Below are 21,946 nucleotides of genomic sequence, written 5' to 3' on the forward strand. Positions count from 1 at the left end.
AAAACAAAATTGTAATTTTGTTTTTATTTTATTTAGAATGTCTAAAAACTTACTTGAACATATTAATACTCCGGCTGACTTAAAGAAACTTACAATTGAAGAATTGAAAGGATTAGCTGTGGAGTTGAGAGAATTTATTATTGATATAGTTGCTAGTAAAGAAGGGCATCTAGGAGCGAGCTTAGGAGTGGTAGAATTAACGATTGCACTACATTATGTATTTGATACTCCTGTCGATAATTTAGTTTGGGATGTTGGGCATCAAGCATATGGGCATAAACTACTAACAGGTAGACAACAAGCATTCCATACCAATAGACAAAAAGGTGGTATTAGTGGATTCCCTTTAAGAGAGGAGAGTGTTTATGATGCTTTTGGAGTAGGACATTCTTCTACTGCTATTTCTGCTATTTTAGGTATGGCTATCGCAGCTAAGTTAAAAGGGGAAGAAGATAGATGTCATATTGCCGTTGTTGGTGATGCGTCTATTGCGTCAGGAATGGCGTTTGAAGGATTGAATCATGCTGGTGTGACAGATACTAATATGCTGGTGGTGCTTAATGATAATGCTATAGGTATAGATCCTAGTGTAGGCGCATTAAAAGATTATTTGACAGCAGTAAAGGATGGAAGTAATCCACGGGCAAATAATATGATTAAGTCTCTAAACTTTGATTATCACGGACCAATAGATGGCCATGATTTACCTAGATTGATAAAAGAACTCGAAAGATTAAAGAATATAAAAGGGCCTAAGTTTCTACATGTTATTACAACAAAAGGAAAAGGGCTAAAACAAGCAGAAGAAGATCAGGTGAAATACCACGCTCCTGGTAAGTTTAATAAAGACACAGGAGAGTTAATACCTAAAAAAGAAAGTGAGTTTCCTTCTAAGTTTCAAGATGTTTTTGGATTGACTTTGGTCGAGCTTGCAGAGGCTAATGAGAAGATAGTAGGTATTACTCCTGCGATGCCTACAGGTAGTTCATTAAAGTTTATGATGGACGCTTATCCAGATAGAGCAATAGATGTTGGGATAGCAGAACAGCATGCAGTAACATTAGCTGCAGGTATGGCTACAGAAGGTCTAATACCGTTCTGTGCTATATATTCTACTTTTTTACAACGTGCATATGATCAGGTTATCCATGATGTAGCTTTACAAAATCTTCCTGTTATATTTTGTTTAGATAGGGCAGGATTAGTGGGTGAGGATGGTGCTACACATCAGGGGGTGTATGATATTGCTTATTTAAATTGCATTCCTAATATGATTATTGCAGCACCTTTAAATGAGTTAGAACTGCGTAATTTATTGTACACAGCTCAATTAGGTCTAAACCATCCGATAGCAATACGTTATCCTAGAGGAAAAGGTGTTATTGAATATTCTTGGAAATTGCCATTTGAGAAAATTAATGTAGGAAGTGTTTCTCAAATCAAAAAAGGAAATAAATTTGCATTTATATCTACAGGAACTATTGGTAATAATGTAGTTAGAGCAATAGAGTTTTGTGATAGTACTGAGTGGTCACATTATCATTTTATGTTTGTAAAACCATTAAATGAGGAGGCATTACATCGTATCTGTCAAGAATATGAAAGGATAGTGACAATAGAGGATGGAACTGTAATAGGAGGTTTTGGTAGTATAGTGAGTCAGTTTGTTACCAAGTATTATCCTCATATTGTGTTAGAAATATTAGGGATAAAAGATACATTTATAGAACATGCAACTGTGTTAGAACAACAACAGTTATGTGGAATAGATATAGAAAGTATAGTTGCAATAATAAAGAATTAAGTTTTGGGAAAGATTAAGAAAGGTTTACTTGGTTTAGTTGTATTAGGGAGTTGTTTACAGACGTATGGACAAGAAACGACAGAAAGTAAACAATCAGAAAATAAGAAAGTTCAAAATGTAAAGAAAGATACTTTACGTATAGAAGAGAACCCGTATAATCCATTGATGGGAATGATTCCATATAAAGATTATAGTGGAGGGACGATTATATACGATAAGAATGATAGAGGAGAACCTTTCTTAAAACCTGCAGTGTATGTAGAGAGAAAGAAACCTAAAATGAATAAGATAAAGACCAATTATAATCCTAATATAAATTTGAGTCTTTTACCTATTAACAACGAGATAATTGGTTATTGGGAAAAAGAAAATCGCTTAGGGTTAGACTTTAATCAGATTGCTTTTGTCAATTGGAGTGCTGGAGGAGATAATTCTATTTCAGGACTTTTAAAAGGAGAATTTGGACGTAAGTATATTAAGGGGCGTTTATTATGGGAGAATACATTAAATTTAAGATATGGTCTTAATAAGCAGTCTGGAAGAGAATCTCGTAAGACAGATGATGTATTAGAATTAAATTCTGCTTTTGGGTATAAGTCTTCTGCAATTTCGGATTGGTATTATGTAGCGAAGCTAAACTTCAAAACGCAGTTTACCAACGGATATAATTATCCTGATACTGATAATCCTGTATCAGCTTGGTTTGCTCCTGCATACTTATTTGTCGGGGTTGGAGCTGAGTATATAGACCCTAAGACAGAGATGAAGTTTTATATTTCACCATTAACACATAAAGCAACATTCGTTTTAGATCAGACATTAGCAGATCAAGGAGCATTCGGTGTGACTAAAGCAGAGAAAGATGACTTAGGTAATATTATTAGACGTGGATCTAAGTATAAAGCTGAGATAGGTTTTTTATTGAGTAGTGAATGGAAGAGAGAGATATTTAAAAATATGTTTTATCAACATAAACTAACTTTGTATAGTGATTATCTAAACAACTTTGGTAATGTAAATGTCATGTTTGAGATGAAGTTAGACCTTAAGGTTAATGATTATGTACGTGCTAATGTAGGAACGTATATGATTTATGATGATAATGTAAAGAATAAAGTTGTGAGAGATGGTGTGCAGGTTATGGAAGGCCCTAAGGTGCAGTTTAAACAAACTTTAGGAGTAGGATTAACTTACGCGTTTTAATTCTAAGAAGCTATGAGAAAATTACTAGTTATAGGTACTGTATTGTTGAGCAGTTTTATCGCTTATGGACAAGAATATATTGAGTCAAACGAAAATATAAATGAAACTGTTCAGGATTCTTTAAAAACAGTTGATTTTAAATATAGAGAAGATCAGTTTTACTTCGGTATCACACATACTTTAATGCAAGATAAACCTGCTGGTTTTTCTCCAAGTTCTGTATCTATAGGAATGAATGGAGGTTTTTTAAGAGATTTTCCTATTAATAAATCTAGAACAGTGGCTATAGCACCTGGAGTAGGATACTCGTATCTGAACTTAAGAGGTAATCTTGGGATTACACCAGATAATGAACATGTTATTTTAGGCTCTTATAAGAAAAGTAGTTTATCATTGCATGCTATTGATTTTCCTATTGAGCTTCGTTGGAGAAACTCAACACCATATAGTCATAAGTTTTGGCGTGTTTATTTAGGATTTAAGGCTAGTTATGTTTTTGGAGATCGTACGAAAACCACTACAGGTGATTACTCTGCTACATTTAAGGGGGATCCTAATGTGAATAAATGGTTGTATGGAGTTTATCTATCAGCAGGATTTAATACATGGAATGTTTATATGTATTATGGATTGAATAATGTATATAAAGATGAGGTATTGAAGTGGGATTCTAATAAACTAAGACTTCTAAATGTAGGAGTAATGTTCTATATTTTATAGTTGATAAAAATATAGACTAGTGAAGGTATAATCCCAATACAAAAACCTTGAATAATTTCTTTAGATGTATGTGCTCTAAGTAGTAATCTAGAACAAGCAACTATCCCGATTAAAAAGACGAAAAGAATTACCCCGATAATATTAGGTTGTTGTAGTTCCACTAGTACATGAATGTAAAACATAAAACTAGTAACTAATGTAGTGATATGGACACTTGACTTCTGTTTTAGTAACCCAAATAATAGAAGTAGGAGATAACTATTCATTAACCCCCAAATATATAAGCGTATTGTATAAGCACTATTGTTATATAGAATATAATCCTTTAGCATAAACAGTAAAACAATGTTGATGATAAAAGGGATGATACGCTCTTTTCTTGAACTGACCATAACAGAAGTATTGACAAGCTTAAGAGATCTCAACAAAAAGTAAATACATATAGGCAATAGGCAGGTTGTAATTAGAACTTGCCCTAATATAATAGACATTTCTACTGAAGAAAAGTAGAAATGAGCTAATGAAAAATACAATAAAGTCGTTAAGAAAGGGACTGTTATTGGATGAAAAATATAAGAGAATAATTTCGCTGTTTTTTTCATTTAATAATCAGTATTAAATACGTTTACGCATTCTCGCTACAGGAATGTCTAATTGTTCTCTATATTTAGCTACTGTACGTCTAGCGATAGGGTATCCTTTGTCTTTAAGTAACTCTGCTAGCTTGTCATCAGGATAAGGTTTTTTCTTGTCCTCTTCACCGATGATATTTTGTAGTATCTTTTTAATTTCTAATGTAGAGACTTCCTCACCTTGATCATTAACCATTGCTTCAGAGAAGAAGTTCTTGATTAATTTAGTACCATAAGGTGTATCTACATATTTACTGTTAGCTACCCTTGACACGGTAGAGATATCTAGTCCTACTAAATCAGCAATGTCTTTTAAGATCATTGGCTTTAGTTTGGTCTCATCTCCTGTCAGAAAGTATTCTTCTTGGTATTCAACGATAGCATGCATGGTTACAAATAAAGTTTCTTGACGCTGTTTTATTGCGTCGATAAACCATTTAGCACCATCTAGTTTTTGTTTGATAAATTGTACAGCATCTTTCTGTGCACTAGAAGATTTTGCAGATTCCTTATACGACTGTAGCATCTCTTGATAATCTTTAGAGACGTGAAGTTCAGGTGCATTTCTTCCATTTAATAAAAGTTCAAGTTCACCTTCATTAATCTTAATTGTAAAGTCAGGCACTACATGTTCTATAGTGCGTTCATTACCTATATAAGCTCCTCCTGGTTTTGGATTTAGTTTTTCTATTTCATCAATAGCGTTTCTAAGTTTTTCTTTTGAGACACCATATCTCTGTAATAGTTTATCATAATGTTTTTTTGTAAAAGCATCGAATTGATCTGCTATAATTTCTGTAGCTAGATCTACAGCATCTGACTGTGTTTTATGTTTTAACTGTAACAGAAGACACTCTTGTAAGTCTCTAGCGCCTACACCAGCAGGGTCTAGTTCTTGTACGATTAGTAGTATTCTTTCTACAGTTTCTTCATCCGTGTAGATACCTTGAGTGAATGCTAAGTCATCTACTAGATCTTGAGTTTCACGTCTTAAGTATCCCATATCATCGATACTTCCCACTAAGAACTCTGCAATCTTTCTGTCACCATCATTTAACATGAAGGTGTTTAATTGATTTAACAGATCTTGATGAAATGATTCATGTGCGATGATAGGCATTTCGTACTCATCATCATCTTTACTGTAGTTATTCGCTTGTAATTTATAGTCAGGAGTTTCATCATCACTTAGATATTCATCTATATTGATGTCTTCTGCTTCTATGCGTTCATTGTCATAGTCTTCAAAGTCATTGTCAAATTCATCCACGTCTGTAGACTCATTTTCTTTACCAGTCTCTAGCGCAGGATTCTCAATTAGCTCTTCCTTCAGCCTTTGTTCAAAAGCCAAAGTGGGTAATTGTATTAACTTCATCAACTGGATTTGTTGAGGAGATAATTTTTGAGATAATTTGAGTTGTAAACTTTGTTTAAGCATTCTTTTGAATATTAATTACAAATAAAAAATGTTTACTTTAAAACACTTTCTTTTTCAAATTTAATGAAAATATGTGATAAAGTAAACACTTTTATAAAGGTCTTATTATATTAAAACTCTGCGTTCTGCGGTGTTCTAGGGAAAGGAATCACGTCTCTAATATTCGTCATTCCTGTCGCAAATAATACAAGACGTTCAAAACCAAGTCCAAATCCACTGTGAGGAGCTGTTCCAAATTTTCTTGTATCTAGGTACCACCAAAGTTCTTCTTTGTCAATTCCCATTCTTTCGATTTTCTCTAAAAGAACATCGTAGCGCTCTTCTCTTTGAGAACCACCTACGATCTCTCCGATACCAGGGAATAAGATATCCATTGCTCTTACTGTTTTTCCATCTTCATTCATTCTCATGTAGAATGCTTTAATTTCAGCAGGGTAGTCGAATAAGATTACTGGACATTTAAAGTGTTTTTCTACTAAGTAACGCTCGTGCTCACTTTGTAAGTCTGCACCCCATCCATCGATGATATATTTAAACTTCTTGTTTTTATTAGGCTTACAGTTTCTTAAGATATCTACAGCCTCAGTATAACTAACACGTTTAAAGTTGTTATCTACTACGAAGCGAAGTTTTTCTAATAGACTCATTTCACTGCGTTCAGCTTGAGGTTTTGTTTTTTCCTCATCTTGTAAACGCTTGTCTAAGAAAGCTAAGTCATCAGCACATTTATCTAATACGTAGTTGATTACATATTTGATAAAGTCTTCTGCTAAGTCCATATTGTCGTCTAAGTTATTAAACGCAACTTCTGGTTCGATCATCCAGAACTCTGCTAAGTGACGAGATGTATTTGAGTTCTCAGCACGGAAAGTAGGTCCGAATGTATATACTGAACCTAATGCCATAGCATAAGTTTCAGCTTCTAATTGTCCAGATACAGTTAAGTTAGTAGTCTTTCCAAAGAAGTCTTGTGAGAAGTCTATCTTTCCTTCTTCTGTACGAGGTAGATTATTTAAGTCTAAGTTCGTTACTCTGAACATTTCTCCTGCTCCTTCTGCATCAGATCCTGTAATGATAGGTGCATTGAAATAGAAGAATCCATTTTCTTGGAAATATTTATGTACAGCATAAGATAAAACACTACGCACTCGCATAATCGCTCCAAATACATTTGTACGGATTCTCAAGTGAGCATTCTCACGTAAGAACTCTAGAGAGTGTTTCTTAGGTTGTATCGGATACTCTTCTGGATTTGCTTCTCCGTATACTTTAAGATTTTCAACTTGTATTTCTACAGTTTGACCAGCCCCTTGGCTCTCTACTAATGTTCCTCTAACTGAGATTGCAGCTCCTGTGTGAATCTTTTTTAACAACTCTGCTGGGAACTTATCTAAATCAACAACACATTGAATATTGTTAATCGTAGATCCATCATTCAAGGCGATAAATTGGTTATTTCTAAACGTTTTTACCCATCCTTTTGCTTTAACTTCATGGAGTAGACCTTTGCCTGCCAGTAGATCGTTAATTTTCGTATGTTTCATCGTGATTTATAATTTTAATAATCAGTGTCTTATTTAGACAATTTCAAATACTTGCAAAAATAGTAAAATATTGTGTATTATGGAATAAAGAAATTGTCATAATGAGGTAATAATTATGAGAGAATAAAGAATTCGTCGATTATAGATAAGGAATAGAAGTGCTCTAATCGTAATGAAGAGCAGAGAACTATGTAATGAACGAGTGTTAGAAGGGAGATGCAAAAGAAAAGCAGCCTAACCATAGACTGCTTTTTAAACGATTATTTAGCGTTTTTCTTTTTGTTGATTCTGTCTTCCGCTTTTTTCATAGCAGCTTGTTGAGAAGTTATATTGTGTTCTTTAGCATAATTAAGTACTTCTAACGTGGTGTTATAGATGTTTTCAGTACGTTTTAAAGCTTCATCTAACCCATAGTGAACGATCTCACCAAAAACATTAATAATTCCTCCTGCATTGATTAAAAAGTCGGGAGCATAGACGATACCTCGTTCTTGTAGTCTTTTGCCGTGTATAGCTTCTACTGCCAATTGATTGTTAGCTGCTCCTGCTATTACTTTTGCTTTGATTTTTTCGATAGTATCATCATTGATAGTAGCTCCTAAGGCACAAGGAGAATAAATATCTACTTCTTCTGAGTATAGGTCTGTACCTGTAAATATCTTAGTATTGTATTTTTTAGCAACTTCAGCTACTCTCTCTTCATTGATATCTGTGATTGTAACTATAGCTCCACTAGCAGTTAAGTGTTTTACTAATGTCTCGCCGACATTCCCTATTCCTTGTACTAGTACTTTTTTGCCTTCTAGGTTATCTGACCCGAACTGATAATGTACTGCGGCCTTTAATCCCATAAATACGCCATAAGCAGTCACTGGTGATGGGTTGCCTGAACCTCCTAGACTTTCTGATATACCAGTCACATGAGGTGTGATGGTATGGATTAGATCCATATCAGCAGTAGTAGTCCCCACGTCTTCAGCTGTGATATATCTACCACTAAGAGAGTTGACATATTGAGCAAAAGCTTTGATGAGTTCTGGGCTTTTATCCTTTTTAGAATCTCCCATGATTACAGCTTTTCCTCCTCCTAAGTCTAGTCCAGAGATAGCAGATTTATAAGTCATTCCTCTAGAGAGGCGTAGCACATCATTTAGTGCTTCCCACTCTGATGCATAGTTCCACATTCTAGTTCCACCTAATGCAGGACCTAATGTAGTGTTGTGTATACCGATGATTGCTTTTAAACCAGAATCTTTATCATGGCAGAACATGATTTGCTCGTGATTATCAAAGGATAGTTGACCAAATACAGGTGCTATCTTTTTGAGTTCTTCTGGTGAATAGATTGTTGTATTCATAATCAATGTATTTTGGTGTTAGTTATCTATAAAGATAAGTAAAATGTGTTGATTATGAGTGTGGTAACTTTTGTTTCCGATAAAAATAAGGATATCGCAATAACAACTCTCTAATTAGAAAGTATATGACAAAAAAAAATCCGCATACTTGCGGATTTTTTTAAACTTTCATGATTTCTGCTTCTTTTACAGCTAGAATATCATCTATTTTTTTTACGAAACCATCAGTTAATTTCTGAACTCTTTCTTCAGCATCTTTACAGATATCTTCAGATGTTCCGTTTTTCTCTTCTTTTTTGATATCGTTATTTGCGTCTTTACGAGCATTTCTGATACCTACTTTAGCATCATCTGCTTCAGATTTAGCTTGTTTAGCTAAGTCTTTACGTCTCTCCTCTGTTAATGCAGGGATATTGATGATAATGTTGTCTCCGTTATTCATCGGATTTAACCCTAGATTAGCGATCATAATCGCTTTTTCGATAGGTTGTAACATGTTTTTCTCCCATGGAGTAACTGTTAATGTACGTGCATCAGCTGCATTTACATTCGCTACTTGAGATAGTGGAGTCTGTGATCCGTAGTAGTCTACGAATACTGCTCCTAACATCTGTGGAGATGCTTTCCCAGCACGGATGTTTAATAATGTTTTTTCTAAGTGAGCTACAGTATTGTCCATAGACTCTTTGGCAGCGTCGATTATTAAATTGATTTCTTCTGTCATAACTATAGATTAATTAACGTTTACGGATACAGTAGTTCCTACTGAATCTTCTCCTTGGCAAACTTTTAATAAATTATCTTGTTTATTCATATCGAATACTACGATAGGCAATTCATTCTCTCTACTTAGAGTAAATGCTGTAGTATCCATTACATTTAGTCCTTTTGTCAAACATTCGCTGAAAGAGATTTTTTCAAATTTAACTGCTGTAGGATCTTTTTCAGGATCTGCAGTATATACACCATCCACTCTTGTTCCTTTTAAGATTACATCAGCGTTAATCTCTACTCCTCTTAATACAGCAGCTGTATCAGTAGTGAAGTAAGGGTTACCTGTACCAGCACCGAAGATTACGATTCTTCCTTTTTCTAAGTGACGAACAGCTCTTCTCTTGATATAAGGTTCTGCTACAGCCTCTATTTTTAAGGCAGTTTGTAATCTAGTTAACATTCCAGCAGCTTCTAATGCTCCTTGTAATGCCATACCATTGATAATGGTAGCAAGCATTCCCATGTAGTCACCTTGTACTCGGTCCATTCCTACATTTGCTCCAGCAACGCCTCTAAAAATATTTCCTCCACCTATTACAATCGCAATTTCAACACCTAAATCGTGAACTTTTTTTACTTCAGCAGCATACTCTGCTAATTTCTTAGGATCAATACCATATTGTTGATCTCCCATTAAGGCTTCTCCACTTAATTTTAGTAGAATTCTTTTGTACTTCATTGAAAGATATTTTTAAAGTTTTGCAAATATAAAGATTATATGCTTCTATGGAATAGCTTTTTTAAAAATATGTTGATTCTCTTCGAATGTCTCTTTCGCTGTTTGATATCCTAAGTCATAAATCTCATCCATTTTCTTCTTACTGCGTTCGAAGGTAGAGTAGAGTGTAAGCTCTTTGGGCTCTATAAGCCAGTCACATAGTTTGCCTAACTTAGCATTATTGATCGTTGTCATCAGTTCATATGCTCTGAAGGTTACAGATCGTATAGACGTTAGACTATCAGCACTTACTTGCTGAATAGGAGTTACATTACTTCCGATGATATAATGACATTTGTCTTTTAGAAGCTCGATAGGGAAGTTATTGATAATTCCTCCATCGCTATATATTTTATTGCCAATCTGATAAGGAGAGAACACTCCAGGAAATGCACTAGAGGCAAGGATTGCATCCACTACCTTTGTATTCTTGCTAAATATGTGCAATTTTCCATTGACGATATCAGTAGCGTTAATGTATACAGGAATGTCTAATTCACCAATGGTTAAGTCTCCAAATACTTTGTTTAGGTATTTATCAAATGCGTTTACATCCATTAACCCTGCTTTCTTTAGAGTGAAGTGTTGCCAGTTAAAGATATTGACAGATTTAAAGAACATTAATATCTCTTTAGGTTCTATGCCTCTTGCGTATAAGGATGAGACAATAGAGCCTGCACTAGTACCTGCTAGATAGTCTGGTTTGATATGTTGTTCGTCTAAAAACTGTAATACTCCTGCATGGGCTATTCCTTTATAACCACCACCTGATAACACTAATCCGATTTTGGTTTTATGTATCATAATTTAAATTATTAAGCACGTCTAAAATGATCTATTCTATTAAGAAATACGTTACCCTAAGCTATTAACGGTCTAAACATGTCGCTTAGGTGTTAAATTTGCTTGGACAAATTACCTCTCTGACTTTTGTCATCATTTTATTTGCTGTAAAAGGTTTATCTTTGGTAATAACAAACAATAAAAGTACACAAAATGATAAACATTGATTCAAAATACATTGACAAAAGTTTTAGTTATACTGAATTTAGACAATTTGTTACTGATGCACTGACTAATGATAAAGCTTCTCTAGAGCTAAGCGACGATTATTTAGCTTATGCAGAGCTGAATGAGGCTAGACTTCACCGTTTAGACAAGACCATGAAGGTAGAAGAAGAAGTAGCTAATAAGTTAATTAGCTTAAAGAAAAAGTACACTTGGATAGTGATAACGGAATGTTGGTGTGGAGATGCCGCTCAGATCGTACCTATTCTTAATAAGATGGCTGAAGTAACTCCTAATATTGAGATGAGATTAGTATTGAGAGATAAGAATCTAGAACTGATGGATGCATTCTTAACGAATGGAGGTAGAGCTATCCCAAAGATGATCATTGTAGAACAAGATACTTTAAAAGTATTAGGACACTGGGGGCCAAGACCTGCTTTAGGACAAAAAGTAGTGACAGATTATAAAGCTGCTCATGGTGTAGTAGACGAAGCTGGTAAGGTAGAACTACAGAAGTGGTACACGAAAGATAAAGGACATGAAGTACAAAAAGAAGTAATCGAGTTAATGACTTCTTTTGAATTATAACTAAAAAACGCTCTTTCAAATTTTTGAAAGAGCGTTTTTTGTTTGATTTCAGTATGACAGAAGCTATCTATAGCCTATTATATAATGTCATCAATACAGTGTGTAAAACTATCTAATGATAGGGCCTATGATGTTTAGCCTAGGGTCTAATGACATTCCAGCAGGATTACATCCAGGTGCTCCTTCAGGTATAGTCTGTCCTAATTTTTCAAAGTATGTTGCCCATACGGGGAATGTTTCTTTAGTGTACTTTGACTTATACGTCATTGGGTATAGATAGAAAAAACTTTTATTCTTATTAGATGCTTTAAAGGCTTCATAGATAAGTTCTGAACAGTAGTATTTACCATTAGCATATAGATAATTGACATCATAAGGAACACCTACTTGTTTTATAGCAAATTCCTTTGCAGCAGGAATTAGTTTAGTCAGTTTACCTTTTAGACGACCTATGTACATAGGTTCTTTTGTTTTGTTTAGGAAGTCTTCCATCGGCGTAATACATACTTCAGGCCAAGTAGCTTCTATGACTTGTAGACTACCTTCGTGTTCTATTACCATCCCCATATGATTAAAATTTAAATCATTATAACCAAAAGTTACTTCATTAATAGCATCACATAAGGGACCACAGTCTATGTTTTGAAAAATAAGGTCACCTTCTTGATATTCTGTTTTTTGTCCCCAAGATAGTTGTGTGATAAAAATAAATAGGAAAAGTATATTACGCATAAGTTATGTTTTTAACCCAAAACAGATAGTAAATAAAGGCAGAAGTGTAACTATGCACTATTTATTATCATTGCTCTAATGTGATATTAGAGATGATAAAAGCAGGATAGAATATACTTAGTTAGTGCTATTTATCTATTATTTATTTTGGTTTTAGGCAAAGATAGGAGGAACATTACTGATTTTCAAATCGTTTTAACCATTAGTATGAATGGTTTACTAAGAAAAAGCCATGCTTTACTTATTTGTGGTGGGTGAAGAGTATTAGTATGCCTATTTTCGTGCTAAGAAAAAAATGTTATGTCGTTGATTATAAATAATAAAAAGTGTGTTTTATCTATACTAGGGCTTTTTCTTTTATTAGGCTGCAAAAAAATAAAAGAGGATCCTAAAGGAATTGATGATTACCAGAAGTTAGAGAAAATGGAATATACCCCAAATGAAAAAGAAAGTGAATTATCATTCTTTCTTGTGGAAGGGATGGATCGCGAAGGCTTGCATTATAGTGGTGAAGTAAAACTAAAAGGAGATGTCGGTGCTGGGTATATAGCGAGTGACAGTCTAGGTATTCGATTTTATATCGAGATAGAACGCTCTCAGGAAGGAGGTCTTTTAGGCATGGATACCAATGGTAATGTCTATCAACTTGCTTTTAAAAGAGAAGAGTAAAAGGCATGATGATTTAACTGTAAGATGATTACAACTTATAGGATCGTAGTAAAGTAGGTAAGAATATTCATTTTATCACTCCCTCTATCTCTCCTCTGCCTTTAGTGCTTCTAAGATAGACTGCCCTCTATTAATGATCCCTTCAGCCGCATTATCACTAGAAGGCGAATACTCTCTTGACTTTATTTCTTTTATGATTTTCTTTCTGACTTGACGGATGAGCCCAGGTGGTAGTTCTTTTTTAGTTGTGGACTCTTCTTGAATAGGAGAGCTAGGAGGTGAAGACTCACTTACACTATCTAGTAAAAGATTATTCTCAGTTATTATGTTACCTGCTTCTCTGTTTTCAGTTTCCTTATTATTAGTTCCCTTGTTACTTGTTCCCTTGTTACTTGTTCCACGGTTCCCAGTTTCCATACTCTCCGTTCCCTCGTTTCCCGTTCCCTCGTTTCCCGTTCCCTCGTTCCCCGTTTCTTCAAATCCAGTTCCCCCGTTCCCTGTTTCACGGTTCCCAGTTCCCTCAATATCCATTTCTAATGTTCCATGAAAGCAACTTGTACTATGTACACTACCATCTTGTGCTTTCCACATACTCCATAGATAGACTCTTCCTTCTTGCCATTCTTTCGGTAGAGCGAAGTGAGCATATCTATCTTTGCGTTGTCCGATAGTAGAGATAGTCATGAATTGGTCTAATTCTTCGTGATACGCCATGATTGTTAGTACGTCTGTATCGAGCGTTAGCGGATTGATCAGATGATTATCCCATTGTACTTTTAGCTTTCCAGTTTTGAGTCTACTTATTTTCTTAATCACAGCAGGAGCAAGAGTTCCGATAGAGAGTAGCACCTTGTCTATTTGCACATATTGCTCCCCTTCATGCATTGTGATACCTTGTTTCATCAGCCTAGAAATCATTTGTTCTTTTCCTGTCATCCATTTCTCTCCGTTGTACACCGCAGGGCAATGCGCATTGACAAAATCCTTGAATTTACTCGCAAAGGTAGATACGAGACTCATCTTATCCCATTGTTTTAGCTGAGCTTCTGTCGCTTTTTTACTTGATTTTAGCGGCTTAGCGCGGAGTATATTTCTCCCTCTCCAGAGTACGCCCACTACGGTTCCTACCTTTCCTACTACAGCGCCTAATATTCCTTCTTTGATTTCTGCCATGATTATCTCGTTTTTTGGTTATTACAAGGTATAAAATACTGATATATGATTATTTAACTGTTCAAACAATCGATAAAAGAAGTTGTCCTAGTGTACATCACACTTTATAAAAATGAGAACCTAAAATGAAGAATATCAAAGCGAATGATTTCGCCTTCTATAGAGGGTATTTTGAATATCTTATGATCACCTATCGTTTTCATAAAAGAAGAATAGAAAAAGTATAAAAGGAGTATTATTGGGCAAAAGTTGCTTTAACCCCGTTATCATCCTAGTATAGTCCTATTATTGTCCAAGGAAAGGCTCCTATGGTTTAGTTTTCCTGACTTTTTCGAATGGTTGGTATAATTATGTTTTTTAATAAATGATTGATATACAGCTTGTAATGTTTTTATGCAATTAAAAAAAATTAGAAAAAAGGAACCTTTTAGCAGGATTGGTTTTCTTCAAGAGGAGACAAGTGAAGGAAAAAAGAGAAATTAGTGAGGGTATTCTTATTTTTTGACTGTAATCAGAGCGAAAAGAGAAAAAAGTATTTTTAAATTTTTGGGTAATGTGATGTCACGGATTATAAATCCGCGCCAACGAGTCTATTGAGTTAATTCTGTAAGTCAAGGATTTAAGGTTACTCATTCGTTATCTATGTCACACTGACGATAGGAAGGGTCACACACGTAACTCTACAATCATGTAGAATGAGATTCTTCGCAAGCTCAGAAGGACAACGAGAACGGATGTGTATAATGAGATTCTTCGCAGGCTCAGAAATACAATAGGCGTAAACGATACGATACAAAAAAAGCCACAAGATATCTTATAGCTTTTTGATTATATATTGTCAGCGATTGCTTTTAATACCTGTTCTTCGAACTCTTCTGGAGTGACTGCGTTGATGACATCGAAGTCTCCGATTTTGGTTCTGCGTAGGGCGCTTAGGTGTGCTCCAGAGTTTACTTTGTTTCCAAAGTCATAAGCTAGAGAGCGGATATAAGTCACTTAGCCTATCATATCAATAGTTAGTCTGTCTCGTCATTTCAGTACATTATGGCGAAGATAAATATCCTTAATTCCTAATTAAGTGAGGCGTTCTCCATTCTACTTTATATCTCATAATACTCGCATTCCCATGTAGACTTAGGATTCCAGTTTATTAGGCTGTCTCCATATTTTTCTTTTTGATACGCCTGCATTAGTTTCAGTTTTTCTGGTATTTCATTCCAGTTAGGTATTGCAGATTGATTGCGTTTGCCTTTTAAGATAGCATCTACACTAGCATAGATACGCTCTGGCTGTATCCAATGAGTAAAAGGAGTGATGTCGATTAGTTTAGACATAGTCAGAGCATCAATATCTTCCGTGTAGTGTTTATCTATGGTCTCTAGAATATTCATGAGATAACTGTATTGTTCTTGTACAAAGTCTACGCCACATATAGCGCCATGACCAGGAACTACTATTTCGGGTTTGATCTCATTGATAATGCGATCTAATACTTTTACCCAGTTTAGGATACCTTTTTCACTGTAAGCAGAGCAGCCATTGAATACCACATCTCCTGCGAAGAGTACTTTCTCCTTTGGCATCCATAATAGTACATCACTATTAGAGTGGGATGGAGCTACATTTAGTAATTGTAACTCAGTGTTGCCAAGGTTGATAACCGTGTCATCAGTTATTTGTATGTCTGGATTTATCCATTCAACTCCTGTCAAATCAAAACCTTCAAATTCGGCAGCGAAGAAGCGCTCCCCAATAGTAGACTCTAATGAGTCTTTACCGCGTTTAATGACAGCATCCATCCATTGAATATTCTCTGTGAGACGCTCTTGTACTGCGTTGTGGTGCATAATGATACACGAATCTTCAAATACCTTGTTTCCCCATGTATGATCACTATTGTAGTGAGAGTTTACTACATAAGCAGGAGTTTTATTATTACTTATTTCGGTATATGCCTCTTTCATTTCTTGTGCATGAAATAGGTCAAAGAACGTATCGTATACCAGACCTTTTCCACGGTTAATGAAACCAGCATTAGCCCAACTTATTCCTCTGTATGGTGATATAGCAGCGAATACATTATCTGCTATTTCGTAGACTTTTATCCTTTGTTTTTGGATAACTCTTCCTCTTTTCTTTAAGTTGTTCATAGCTATATGTTTAAATGATTTGTAATACAAAATTAAGATGATAATTAGAAAAGAAATGCACAATATAATGGTTAATAATGTGCAATTTGTTATCTTGTAGTTATGGGATTTATATTTGAGTAAGATGAAAAAAATAGAGAGATATAGTTTTAATTCGATAATAAAGAATCATACAGATCTAACTGCGTCTGGCGTCTTTATAACGAATGGAGAGGAAGATATAAAAGACTATTTTGCGCTTATTCCTCATAGTATTGATGCTTGTGTTATTGGATTAGTGACAGCTGGTGAGGCACAAGTAAGTATTAATTTGAGAGAATATCATCTAAAGAAAGGAATGCTAATCGTACTGCCGCCTAATGCTATAGTGGTGCCGATTAGTTTTACAGAAGATCTAAAGATGAAGTCTATCATGTTTACTTTTGACTTTGTGGCTCCACTCGCTTTGATACACGATTTTAGTATTGATCTACAGCTGTATAAATCTCCAGTGATTACTTTAAATGAAGCAAATTATAGTGTTGTAAAGAGACTTTATAAGCTGATTAGCCAATGCTATTATGACACAGTTAATTTTACTCCGCATGATGTGTTAGAACATTTGCTTTATGCATTGATTATTCAGATTAGTCAATTAATGAAAACCCTGACATCTAAGGCAAAAAGTAGTAGTCGTGCAGAGTGTATTACAGAGGATTTCTTTGTGTTGCTGTATAAACACTATAAGAGGGAGAAGGCGGTAAGTTTTTATGCGGATAGATTAAGTATTTCGACTGCTTATTTGACAACCACAATTCGCAAACAGACAGGGCATTCTATTCTTCACTGGATAAGTGAAGCTGTTGTATTATATGCGAAGTCATTGTTGAAGTCTTCTAGGATGAGTATTAATGAGATATCTGAAGAATTGGGCTTTAAGGAGACTACCTTGTTTTGTCGTTATTTTAAACGTTATACTGATATGACACCTAACCAATATCGAGGACTTAAAGTGTGAGGTTTTTTTGGTTGACAGTTTACAGTAGAGGGTTTACAGTTTACAGTTTTGCCCTTTGGGCATTATGTACTTAAATGATTAATATAGTAGATTAAACGATAAAAAAAAACGATTTCACAGTTTCACCGAAAGACGATTTTATGGTGTGATTATTGATAAGATTATTTGGTTGTAAAATATTTAATATTAGTATTTTAAGTAAATAATTAATTGTTTTAGTTCGGTAATAAACCGAACTTACGTATCTTTGTAATCGTTAACTATGAGGCTAATCGGTAAGAAATTACTTCTTAAAGCAAAAAAGAAGAATATTGGAAATAAATTACTTTGCCTTGCAATTGATAAATTAATTGAGGATTTAGAACGGTTTGTTTCTTCTAAAGAAGATATGTATATGCTGAGAGCAGATATGGATTGTGTGCACAGTGAAGGGTTCTATTTCTTCGATATTCATATCTATAGGGCTCTTGTGTTGATTGAGTTTGATGAGGAAGGGGAGGCGACTATATTATGGGTTGGTGCTCATCAAGAGTATGAAAGTATCTTTAACCCAAATTACGCATTAGCCAAATACTACAAAGCAATTCTACTTCATAGTTCTTTCATTAGCTCTAAAACCATACTATAGTATGCTTTAATCACTAATTCAGACCTATTTTGTATAATTACTTTTCGTTTATATGTCTATTGCATAATTCGGGTTTAAAAATAATAAAAAGACAATAGAGAAGTGGTTGAGAAATAATAATTACATTGAATAGATGAAGGCATATTTTGATATAGACGCATTGGTTGAGTCAGGCTTGATTAGAAGTGAGCTAGAGTATGAGCGTGCATTAATCGCAGATAGGAAACTGCGTATATTAGCTAAAGACAATAGTAAGCTAAAGAAGTTGCGTATGGAGCTTAGAGCGCTGATAGAGAGTTATGAGAAAGAAGAATGGAGTGACGTAGATACTTTGACTGTTGAGAAATTGAGAGAGAGTGATGAGGCAGAGCGTATTGCTGAAGTAGAGAGAATGTTTTTTGAGGAAAGAAAGCAATTGATTAGAAAAAAGCTAAAGGAATTGGATTTGACACAAGAGAATTTAGGTTTTGTTCTAGGGCATAAGAGTAAGACGCATATGTCAGAATTAATGAATGGTATAAAACCTTTTACTTTGAAGGATTTGATTATAATCAACAGGGTTTTGCAGATAGATATAAGTGTGCTTGTTCCTAGGTTTTTATCTAAAGAAGATCAAGCTAAGATTAATAAAGCTGTTGAAGGATTGAATAAACCTAAAGTTAGGTTGGTGTTTTAAGTTTTCGTTTAATACTTAACGGTAGATAGTTCACAGTTTTGTCTTTCGGAGGACCATGTACATAGATGATATGAATGTATTGTGTGACACGCATAATAATGCGTCTGTACCTTGATGTAATAAATGTGAATTGGATTGTGTGAAAAGCTGGTGTATTATCGAAGTATTTAAAGATGTTTTTAAGAGAGAGAACAGTAATTAGTTTTGCCCTTTGGGCATCATGTACTTAAATGATTAATATAGTAGATTAAACGATAAAAAAAAACGATTTCACAGTTTTACAGAAATACGATTTCACAGAAAAACAAAAAAGCCACAAGATATCTTGTAGCTTTTTGATTATATATTGTTAGCTATTGCTTTTAATACCTGTTCTTCGAACTCTTCTGGAGTGACTGCGTTGATGACATCGAAGTCTCCGATTTTGGTTCTGCGTAGGGCGCTTAGGTGTGCTCCAGAGTTTACTTTGTTTCCAAAGTCATAAGCTAGAGAGCGGATATAAGTTCCTTTAGAACACACGACTCTAAAATCAACATTCGGAAGAGCTGTCTTGGTTAATTCAAACTCTTCTATGGTGATAGGTCTAGTCGCTATCTCTACTTCTTCTCCTTTACGAGCGTGCTCATACAGGCGTTTACCATCTTTCTTAAGCGCAGAGAAGATAGGAGGACGCTGTTCTGTAGTTCCCATAAAGGATAGTCTAGCTTCTTCTAGCAGAGCTTCTGTAATATGCTCTGTAGGGAAGGTCTGGTCTATCTCTGTCTCTAAATCATAAGATGGGGTAGTACCCCCTAGTGTGATGGTCCCTGTATATTCTTTTATTTGTCCCTGTAATTCACTGATTTGTTTTGTGGCTTTACCTGTACAGATGATAAGAAGTCCTGAGGCTAAAGGATCTAAAGTTCCTGCATGTCCTACTTTAATCTTTTTTAAGTCAAAGTGCTTTTTTAATAGCCATTTAATTTTGTTTACTGCCTGAAATGATGACCAGTGCAGCGGTTTGTCTATTAATAGTATTTGCCCACTCTGAAAGGCTTCTGTATTGTATTGTATCATTCTTATTTAAGGTATCCGAAGTATAATAATAGTATAGCTCCAGCTATAATTCTGTAGTATCCCCAAGGTTTAAAACCGTACTTTTTAATGATTCCGATGAAGAATTTAATAGCAACAATTGATACAATAAATGCAATAACATTCCCTAATAAGAATAACTTCATATTATCAGGATTGTCAAGTAGTATCTCATATCCGATTCTTCCTGATTCATATTTTTTTAGTACAATAGAGTACACAGTCACAGCTGCCATCGTAGGCACAGCTAAGAAGAATGAGAACTCTGCAGCTACTTGTCTAGAAAGTCCTTGTTGCATACCTCCAATGATAGATGCAGCAGAACGGCTCGTACCTGGCATCATCGCAAGACACTGCCAAAACCCAATAGTAATAGCTTGTTTAACAGTAATGTCTTCTTCGCGAACTGTCTTAGGGTTCTTAAAGTATTTGTCTATAAAGATTAATACAAAACCACCAATAATCAACATAATCGCGATATAGATAGTCTCTCCTAATACCTTGTCAATGGCTTCGTCAAATAGCTTACCTAATACTAGAGCAGGGATAACTGCTAAGACTAGTTTTTTATAGAAGTTCAGTTTGCTGAAGTCAAAGAACTTTCTCCAGTATAGTGCCACTACGGCTAGAATAGCTCCAAACTGTATAGCTGTTTGAAATAATTTTACGAATTCGTCTTCTTGAATACCATAAGCAGAACTTACGAATATCATATGTGCAGTAGAAGATACTGGTAGATACTCTGTTAATCCCTCTACTATGGCTAGGAGGATAGCTTGTATTAAATCCATTTAATGTAGTTATATTATTTATTGTCTTTTTTAAATATTGCATAAACTGCTACTCCTATCCCGATAAAGAATACTGTAGGAGCTAGGTGAATACGTCTAAAGCTATAGATGTCTTCATTAAACTCTGTAGGAACATCGTTAGTAGCACCAGCCATTAAGAAAAAACTAAGTGCGATTAAAGCTATACTTACCAGTAGTATAATATAGTTCTTCTTCGTAAAAAGAAGCACGTTCTGGTTTTGATCTTGATCTTTCATATTTAATAAAGTTCGTCTGATTTTAGGTTTAAGAATCTTTGTGTTGCAAAGAATGTACTGATACTAGTGATGATTCCTCCTAAGATTAATATTCCACAGGATACGATCACTAGAGGCATATAATCTTCTTTAGGGTTGATATTTAGATCAGGTAGTTTACTGTCTGCATAGAATGTAAGGGCAGTAATAGCAATGATAGCTAATATAGAACCTATTAGCCCTAGCTTCATACTATGTCTGATAAATGGGCGTCTGATGAAGCGCTTTGTAGCTCCTACCATTTGCATGGTCTTAATCGTAAAACGACTAGAGAAAATTAATAGACGTAGAGAACTATTGATTAATAGCATAGATATAACCGTAAGAAAAGCTGCTATAATAAGCACCCACTTCGTGATCTTATCTACATTCTCATTGACTAAATCTACTAGTTGTTTGTCATATTTAATATCGCTTATCGCTGTATTAGCATTGAATTCTTTAAGGATTATATCTATACTGTCATTAACAACATATTCTCCTTTTAAGTGGATATCGTAAGAGTCTTGTAATGGGTTGAATCCTAAGTAATCGACGAAGTCTTCACCTAATGTCTCTTGGTGTTCTTTGGCAGCATCTTCTTTAGATACGAAACGATGTTCCTTTATATAGGTGTGCTTTTCTAGTTTCTTTCCAAATTTCTCTAATTCAGCTTTAGAAGTATTCTTCTCAAAGAATATAGTCATAGGTATATTCTCTCTAAAGTTGTCAGAGATTTTTTTAGAATTAATAACGAATAGACTTAGCGATCCTAATAGGAATAGGACCAAGAAAATACTAAGTATAACTGAAAAATAAGACGAAATTAGTTTTCGCTTTTGATATTTTTCATAAGAGCTAGCCATATATCAAATTTTAAGTGCGTAAAAATAACAAACAAAAATGTTTTTATTGAGACAATAACGATTAAAGTTTTCTAATTGTTATAAATATAGTTTATTTTTGCCTGAATTGACGGTTTTTTTTGTCA

The 21,946-nt window shown here is 34.6% G+C and carries 22 protein-coding genes and 1 pseudogene; 8 read left to right on the forward strand and 15 right to left on the reverse strand.

Going from position 1 to position 21,946, the window contains the following annotated elements:
- Positions 1–37 precede the first annotated feature (37 nt).
- The 3 genes from AABL87_RS05250 to AABL87_RS05260 are packed head-to-tail and all read left to right on the forward strand — an operon-like array spanning position 38 to position 3,727.
- On the forward strand, positions 38–1,804 hold the full coding sequence (locus tag AABL87_RS05250; protein ID WP_341277047.1) for a 1-deoxy-D-xylulose-5-phosphate synthase: 1,767 nt from the start codon (positions 38–40) through the stop codon (positions 1,802–1,804).
- A gap of 3 nt (positions 1,805–1,807) precedes the next feature.
- Positions 1,808–3,007 (forward strand): DUF3078 domain-containing protein, encoded by a 1,200-nt coding sequence (locus tag AABL87_RS05255; RefSeq protein WP_341277048.1) that lies wholly within the window; start codon positions 1,808–1,810, stop codon positions 3,005–3,007.
- A gap of 12 nt (positions 3,008–3,019) precedes the next feature.
- The gene (locus AABL87_RS05260; protein WP_341277049.1) at positions 3,020–3,727 is read left to right on the forward strand and encodes a porin family protein; all 708 of its coding nucleotides are present in this window, start codon (positions 3,020–3,022) and stop codon (positions 3,725–3,727) included.
- Here the strand turns inward: AABL87_RS05260 and AABL87_RS05265 are convergent.
- The 7 genes from AABL87_RS05265 to AABL87_RS05295 form a co-directional block, all read right to left on the reverse strand.
- Entirely contained in the window at positions 3,715–4,329 is a 615-nt protein-coding gene (locus AABL87_RS05265) for a hypothetical protein (RefSeq protein WP_006257390.1), read from the reverse strand. The genes AABL87_RS05260 and AABL87_RS05265 overlap by 13 nt on opposite strands.
- Positions 4,330–4,342: 13 nt before the next feature.
- Positions 4,343–5,797, reverse strand: a complete 1,455-nt coding sequence (gene rpoN / locus AABL87_RS05270; RefSeq protein ID WP_006262788.1) for an RNA polymerase factor sigma-54 — start codon at positions 5,795–5,797, stop codon at positions 4,343–4,345.
- A 110-nt stretch (positions 5,798–5,907) separates the two neighbouring features.
- Positions 5,908–7,341, reverse strand: coding sequence for an asparagine--tRNA ligase (asnS, locus tag AABL87_RS05275; protein WP_253113105.1), 1,434 nt, complete (start codon positions 7,339–7,341; stop codon positions 5,908–5,910).
- Positions 7,342–7,601: 260 nt separating this feature from the next.
- Positions 7,602–8,699 (reverse strand): Glu/Leu/Phe/Val dehydrogenase dimerization domain-containing protein, encoded by a 1,098-nt coding sequence (locus tag AABL87_RS05280; RefSeq protein WP_006262789.1) that lies wholly within the window; start codon positions 8,697–8,699, stop codon positions 7,602–7,604.
- 160 nt (positions 8,700–8,859) lie between these two features.
- Positions 8,860–9,423: a ribosome recycling factor gene (gene frr, locus AABL87_RS05285; protein ID WP_006257386.1), complete on the reverse strand. Its 564-nt coding sequence runs from the start codon at positions 9,421–9,423 to the stop codon at positions 8,860–8,862.
- 9 nt (positions 9,424–9,432) lie between these two features.
- Positions 9,433–10,152, reverse strand: coding sequence for a UMP kinase (pyrH, locus tag AABL87_RS05290; RefSeq protein ID WP_025125399.1), 720 nt, complete (start codon positions 10,150–10,152; stop codon positions 9,433–9,435).
- Positions 10,153–10,197: 45 nt separating this feature from the next.
- The gene (locus tag AABL87_RS05295) at positions 10,198–10,995 is read right to left on the reverse strand and encodes a patatin-like phospholipase family protein (protein WP_341277050.1); all 798 of its coding nucleotides are present in this window, start codon (positions 10,993–10,995) and stop codon (positions 10,198–10,200) included.
- 192 nt (positions 10,996–11,187) lie between these two features.
- Between AABL87_RS05295 and AABL87_RS05300 the strand changes: the two genes are divergently transcribed.
- Positions 11,188–11,790, forward strand: a complete 603-nt coding sequence (locus AABL87_RS05300) for a thioredoxin family protein (RefSeq protein ID WP_341277051.1) — start codon at positions 11,188–11,190, stop codon at positions 11,788–11,790.
- Between the two features lie 108 nt (positions 11,791–11,898).
- Here the strand turns inward: AABL87_RS05300 and AABL87_RS05305 are convergent, their stop codons facing one another.
- Positions 11,899–12,522, reverse strand: coding sequence for a YiiX/YebB-like N1pC/P60 family cysteine hydrolase (locus tag AABL87_RS05305; protein ID WP_025125397.1), 624 nt, complete (start codon positions 12,520–12,522; stop codon positions 11,899–11,901).
- A 300-nt stretch (positions 12,523–12,822) separates the two neighbouring features.
- Between AABL87_RS05305 and AABL87_RS05310 the strand changes: the two genes are divergently transcribed.
- Positions 12,823–13,191 carry a hypothetical protein gene (locus AABL87_RS05310; RefSeq protein WP_016650159.1) on the forward strand — a complete coding sequence of 123 codons (369 nt, stop codon included), beginning with the start codon at positions 12,823–12,825 and terminating at the stop codon, positions 13,189–13,191.
- Between the two features lie 84 nt (positions 13,192–13,275).
- Here AABL87_RS05310 and AABL87_RS05315 read toward each other — a convergent pair whose 3' ends face one another.
- From AABL87_RS05315 to AABL87_RS05325, 3 genes and pseudogenes are all read right to left on the reverse strand, one after another.
- On the reverse strand, positions 13,276–14,364 hold the full coding sequence (locus tag AABL87_RS05315; protein ID WP_341277052.1) for a DUF6266 family protein: 1,089 nt from the start codon (positions 14,362–14,364) through the stop codon (positions 13,276–13,278).
- An 828-nt stretch (positions 14,365–15,192) separates the two neighbouring features.
- Positions 15,193–15,357 (reverse strand): annotated as a pseudogene (locus tag AABL87_RS05320) (tRNA pseudouridine(55) synthase TruB); the annotation flags it as partial.
- 107 nt (positions 15,358–15,464) lie between these two features.
- On the reverse strand, positions 15,465–16,514 hold the full coding sequence (locus AABL87_RS05325) for an MBL fold metallo-hydrolase (protein ID WP_286383774.1): 1,050 nt from the start codon (positions 16,512–16,514) through the stop codon (positions 15,465–15,467).
- 124 nt (positions 16,515–16,638) lie between these two features.
- On the opposite strand from AABL87_RS05325, the gene AABL87_RS05330 reads away from it, so the two are divergent.
- The 3 genes from AABL87_RS05330 to AABL87_RS05340 all read left to right on the forward strand — a co-directional run bounded on the left by AABL87_RS05330 (position 16,639) and on the right by AABL87_RS05340 (position 18,815).
- Positions 16,639–17,511 carry an AraC family transcriptional regulator gene (locus tag AABL87_RS05330; protein ID WP_341277053.1) on the forward strand — a complete coding sequence of 291 codons (873 nt, stop codon included), beginning with the start codon at positions 16,639–16,641 and terminating at the stop codon, positions 17,509–17,511.
- A gap of 262 nt (positions 17,512–17,773) precedes the next feature.
- Positions 17,774–18,139: a type II toxin-antitoxin system HigB family toxin gene (locus AABL87_RS05335; RefSeq protein ID WP_341277054.1), complete on the forward strand. Its 366-nt coding sequence runs from the start codon at positions 17,774–17,776 to the stop codon at positions 18,137–18,139.
- A gap of 133 nt (positions 18,140–18,272) precedes the next feature.
- Positions 18,273–18,815: a helix-turn-helix domain-containing protein gene (locus AABL87_RS05340; RefSeq protein ID WP_006257373.1), complete on the forward strand. Its 543-nt coding sequence runs from the start codon at positions 18,273–18,275 to the stop codon at positions 18,813–18,815.
- 339 nt (positions 18,816–19,154) lie between these two features.
- Here AABL87_RS05340 and truB read toward each other — a convergent pair whose 3' ends face one another.
- Genes truB through AABL87_RS05360 form a run of 4 tightly spaced genes read right to left on the reverse strand, consistent with a single transcriptional unit; the run spans position 19,155 to position 21,821 of the window.
- Entirely contained in the window at positions 19,155–19,871 is a 717-nt protein-coding gene (gene truB, locus AABL87_RS05345) for a tRNA pseudouridine(55) synthase TruB (protein WP_341277055.1), read from the reverse strand.
- Positions 19,872–19,873: 2 nt separating this feature from the next.
- A complete protein-coding gene (locus AABL87_RS05350; RefSeq protein WP_006257371.1) occupies positions 19,874–20,680 on the reverse strand; it encodes an undecaprenyl-diphosphate phosphatase in 807 nt (268 codons plus the stop codon).
- Between the two features lie 14 nt (positions 20,681–20,694).
- The gene (locus AABL87_RS05355; RefSeq protein WP_006257370.1) at positions 20,695–20,937 is read right to left on the reverse strand and encodes a DUF3098 domain-containing protein; all 243 of its coding nucleotides are present in this window, start codon (positions 20,935–20,937) and stop codon (positions 20,695–20,697) included.
- A gap of 2 nt (positions 20,938–20,939) precedes the next feature.
- A complete protein-coding gene (locus tag AABL87_RS05360) occupies positions 20,940–21,821 on the reverse strand; it encodes a cell division protein FtsX (RefSeq protein ID WP_341277056.1) in 882 nt (293 codons plus the stop codon).
- Positions 21,822–21,946 lie beyond the last annotated feature (125 nt).

It is taken from the genome of Myroides sp. C4067, assembly GCF_038039665.1.
In the GTDB taxonomy this organism is placed as follows: domain Bacteria; phylum Bacteroidota; class Bacteroidia; order Flavobacteriales; family Flavobacteriaceae; genus Flavobacterium; species Flavobacterium odoratimimum.

Bases quoted from the DNA above. Each gene is read 5' to 3' on its own strand.
- AABL87_RS05250 (WP_341277047.1), top strand. From the start codon at position 38: ATGTCTAAAAACTTACTTGAACATATTAATACTCCGGCTGACTTAAAG.
- AABL87_RS05260 (WP_341277049.1), top strand. From the start codon at position 3,020: ATGAGAAAATTACTAGTTATAGGTACTGTATTGTTGAGCAGTTTTATC.
- AABL87_RS05265 (WP_006257390.1), bottom strand. From the start codon at position 4,329: ATGAAAAAAACAGCGAAATTATTCTCTTATATTTTTCATCCAATAACA.
- rpoN (WP_006262788.1), bottom strand. From the start codon at position 5,797: ATGCTTAAACAAAGTTTACAACTCAAATTATCTCAAAAATTATCTCCT.
- asnS (WP_253113105.1), bottom strand. From the start codon at position 7,341: ATGAAACATACGAAAATTAACGATCTACTGGCAGGCAAAGGTCTACTC.
- AABL87_RS05280 (WP_006262789.1), bottom strand. From the start codon at position 8,699: ATGAATACAACAATCTATTCACCAGAAGAACTCAAAAAGATAGCACCT.
- frr (WP_006257386.1), bottom strand. From the start codon at position 9,423: ATGACAGAAGAAATCAATTTAATAATCGACGCTGCCAAAGAGTCTATG.
- pyrH (WP_025125399.1), bottom strand. From the start codon at position 10,152: ATGAAGTACAAAAGAATTCTACTAAAATTAAGTGGAGAAGCCTTAATG.
- AABL87_RS05295 (WP_341277050.1), bottom strand. From the start codon at position 10,995: ATGATACATAAAACCAAAATCGGATTAGTGTTATCAGGTGGTGGTTAT.
- AABL87_RS05300 (WP_341277051.1), top strand. From the start codon at position 11,188: ATGATAAACATTGATTCAAAATACATTGACAAAAGTTTTAGTTATACT.
- AABL87_RS05305 (WP_025125397.1), bottom strand. From the start codon at position 12,522: ATGCGTAATATACTTTTCCTATTTATTTTTATCACACAACTATCTTGG.
- AABL87_RS05310 (WP_016650159.1), top strand. From the start codon at position 12,823: ATGTCGTTGATTATAAATAATAAAAAGTGTGTTTTATCTATACTAGGG.
- AABL87_RS05315 (WP_341277052.1), bottom strand. From the start codon at position 14,364: ATGGCAGAAATCAAAGAAGGAATATTAGGCGCTGTAGTAGGAAAGGTA.
- AABL87_RS05325 (WP_286383774.1), bottom strand. From the start codon at position 16,514: ATGAACAACTTAAAGAAAAGAGGAAGAGTTATCCAAAAACAAAGGATA.
- AABL87_RS05330 (WP_341277053.1), top strand. From the start codon at position 16,639: ATGAAAAAAATAGAGAGATATAGTTTTAATTCGATAATAAAGAATCAT.
- AABL87_RS05335 (WP_341277054.1), top strand. From the start codon at position 17,774: ATGAGGCTAATCGGTAAGAAATTACTTCTTAAAGCAAAAAAGAAGAAT.
- AABL87_RS05340 (WP_006257373.1), top strand. From the start codon at position 18,273: ATGAAGGCATATTTTGATATAGACGCATTGGTTGAGTCAGGCTTGATT.
- truB (WP_341277055.1), bottom strand. From the start codon at position 19,871: ATGATACAATACAATACAGAAGCCTTTCAGAGTGGGCAAATACTATTA.
- AABL87_RS05350 (WP_006257371.1), bottom strand. From the start codon at position 20,680: ATGGATTTAATACAAGCTATCCTCCTAGCCATAGTAGAGGGATTAACA.
- AABL87_RS05355 (WP_006257370.1), bottom strand. From the start codon at position 20,937: ATGAAAGATCAAGATCAAAACCAGAACGTGCTTCTTTTTACGAAGAAG.
- AABL87_RS05360 (WP_341277056.1), bottom strand. From the start codon at position 21,821: ATGGCTAGCTCTTATGAAAAATATCAAAAGCGAAAACTAATTTCGTCT.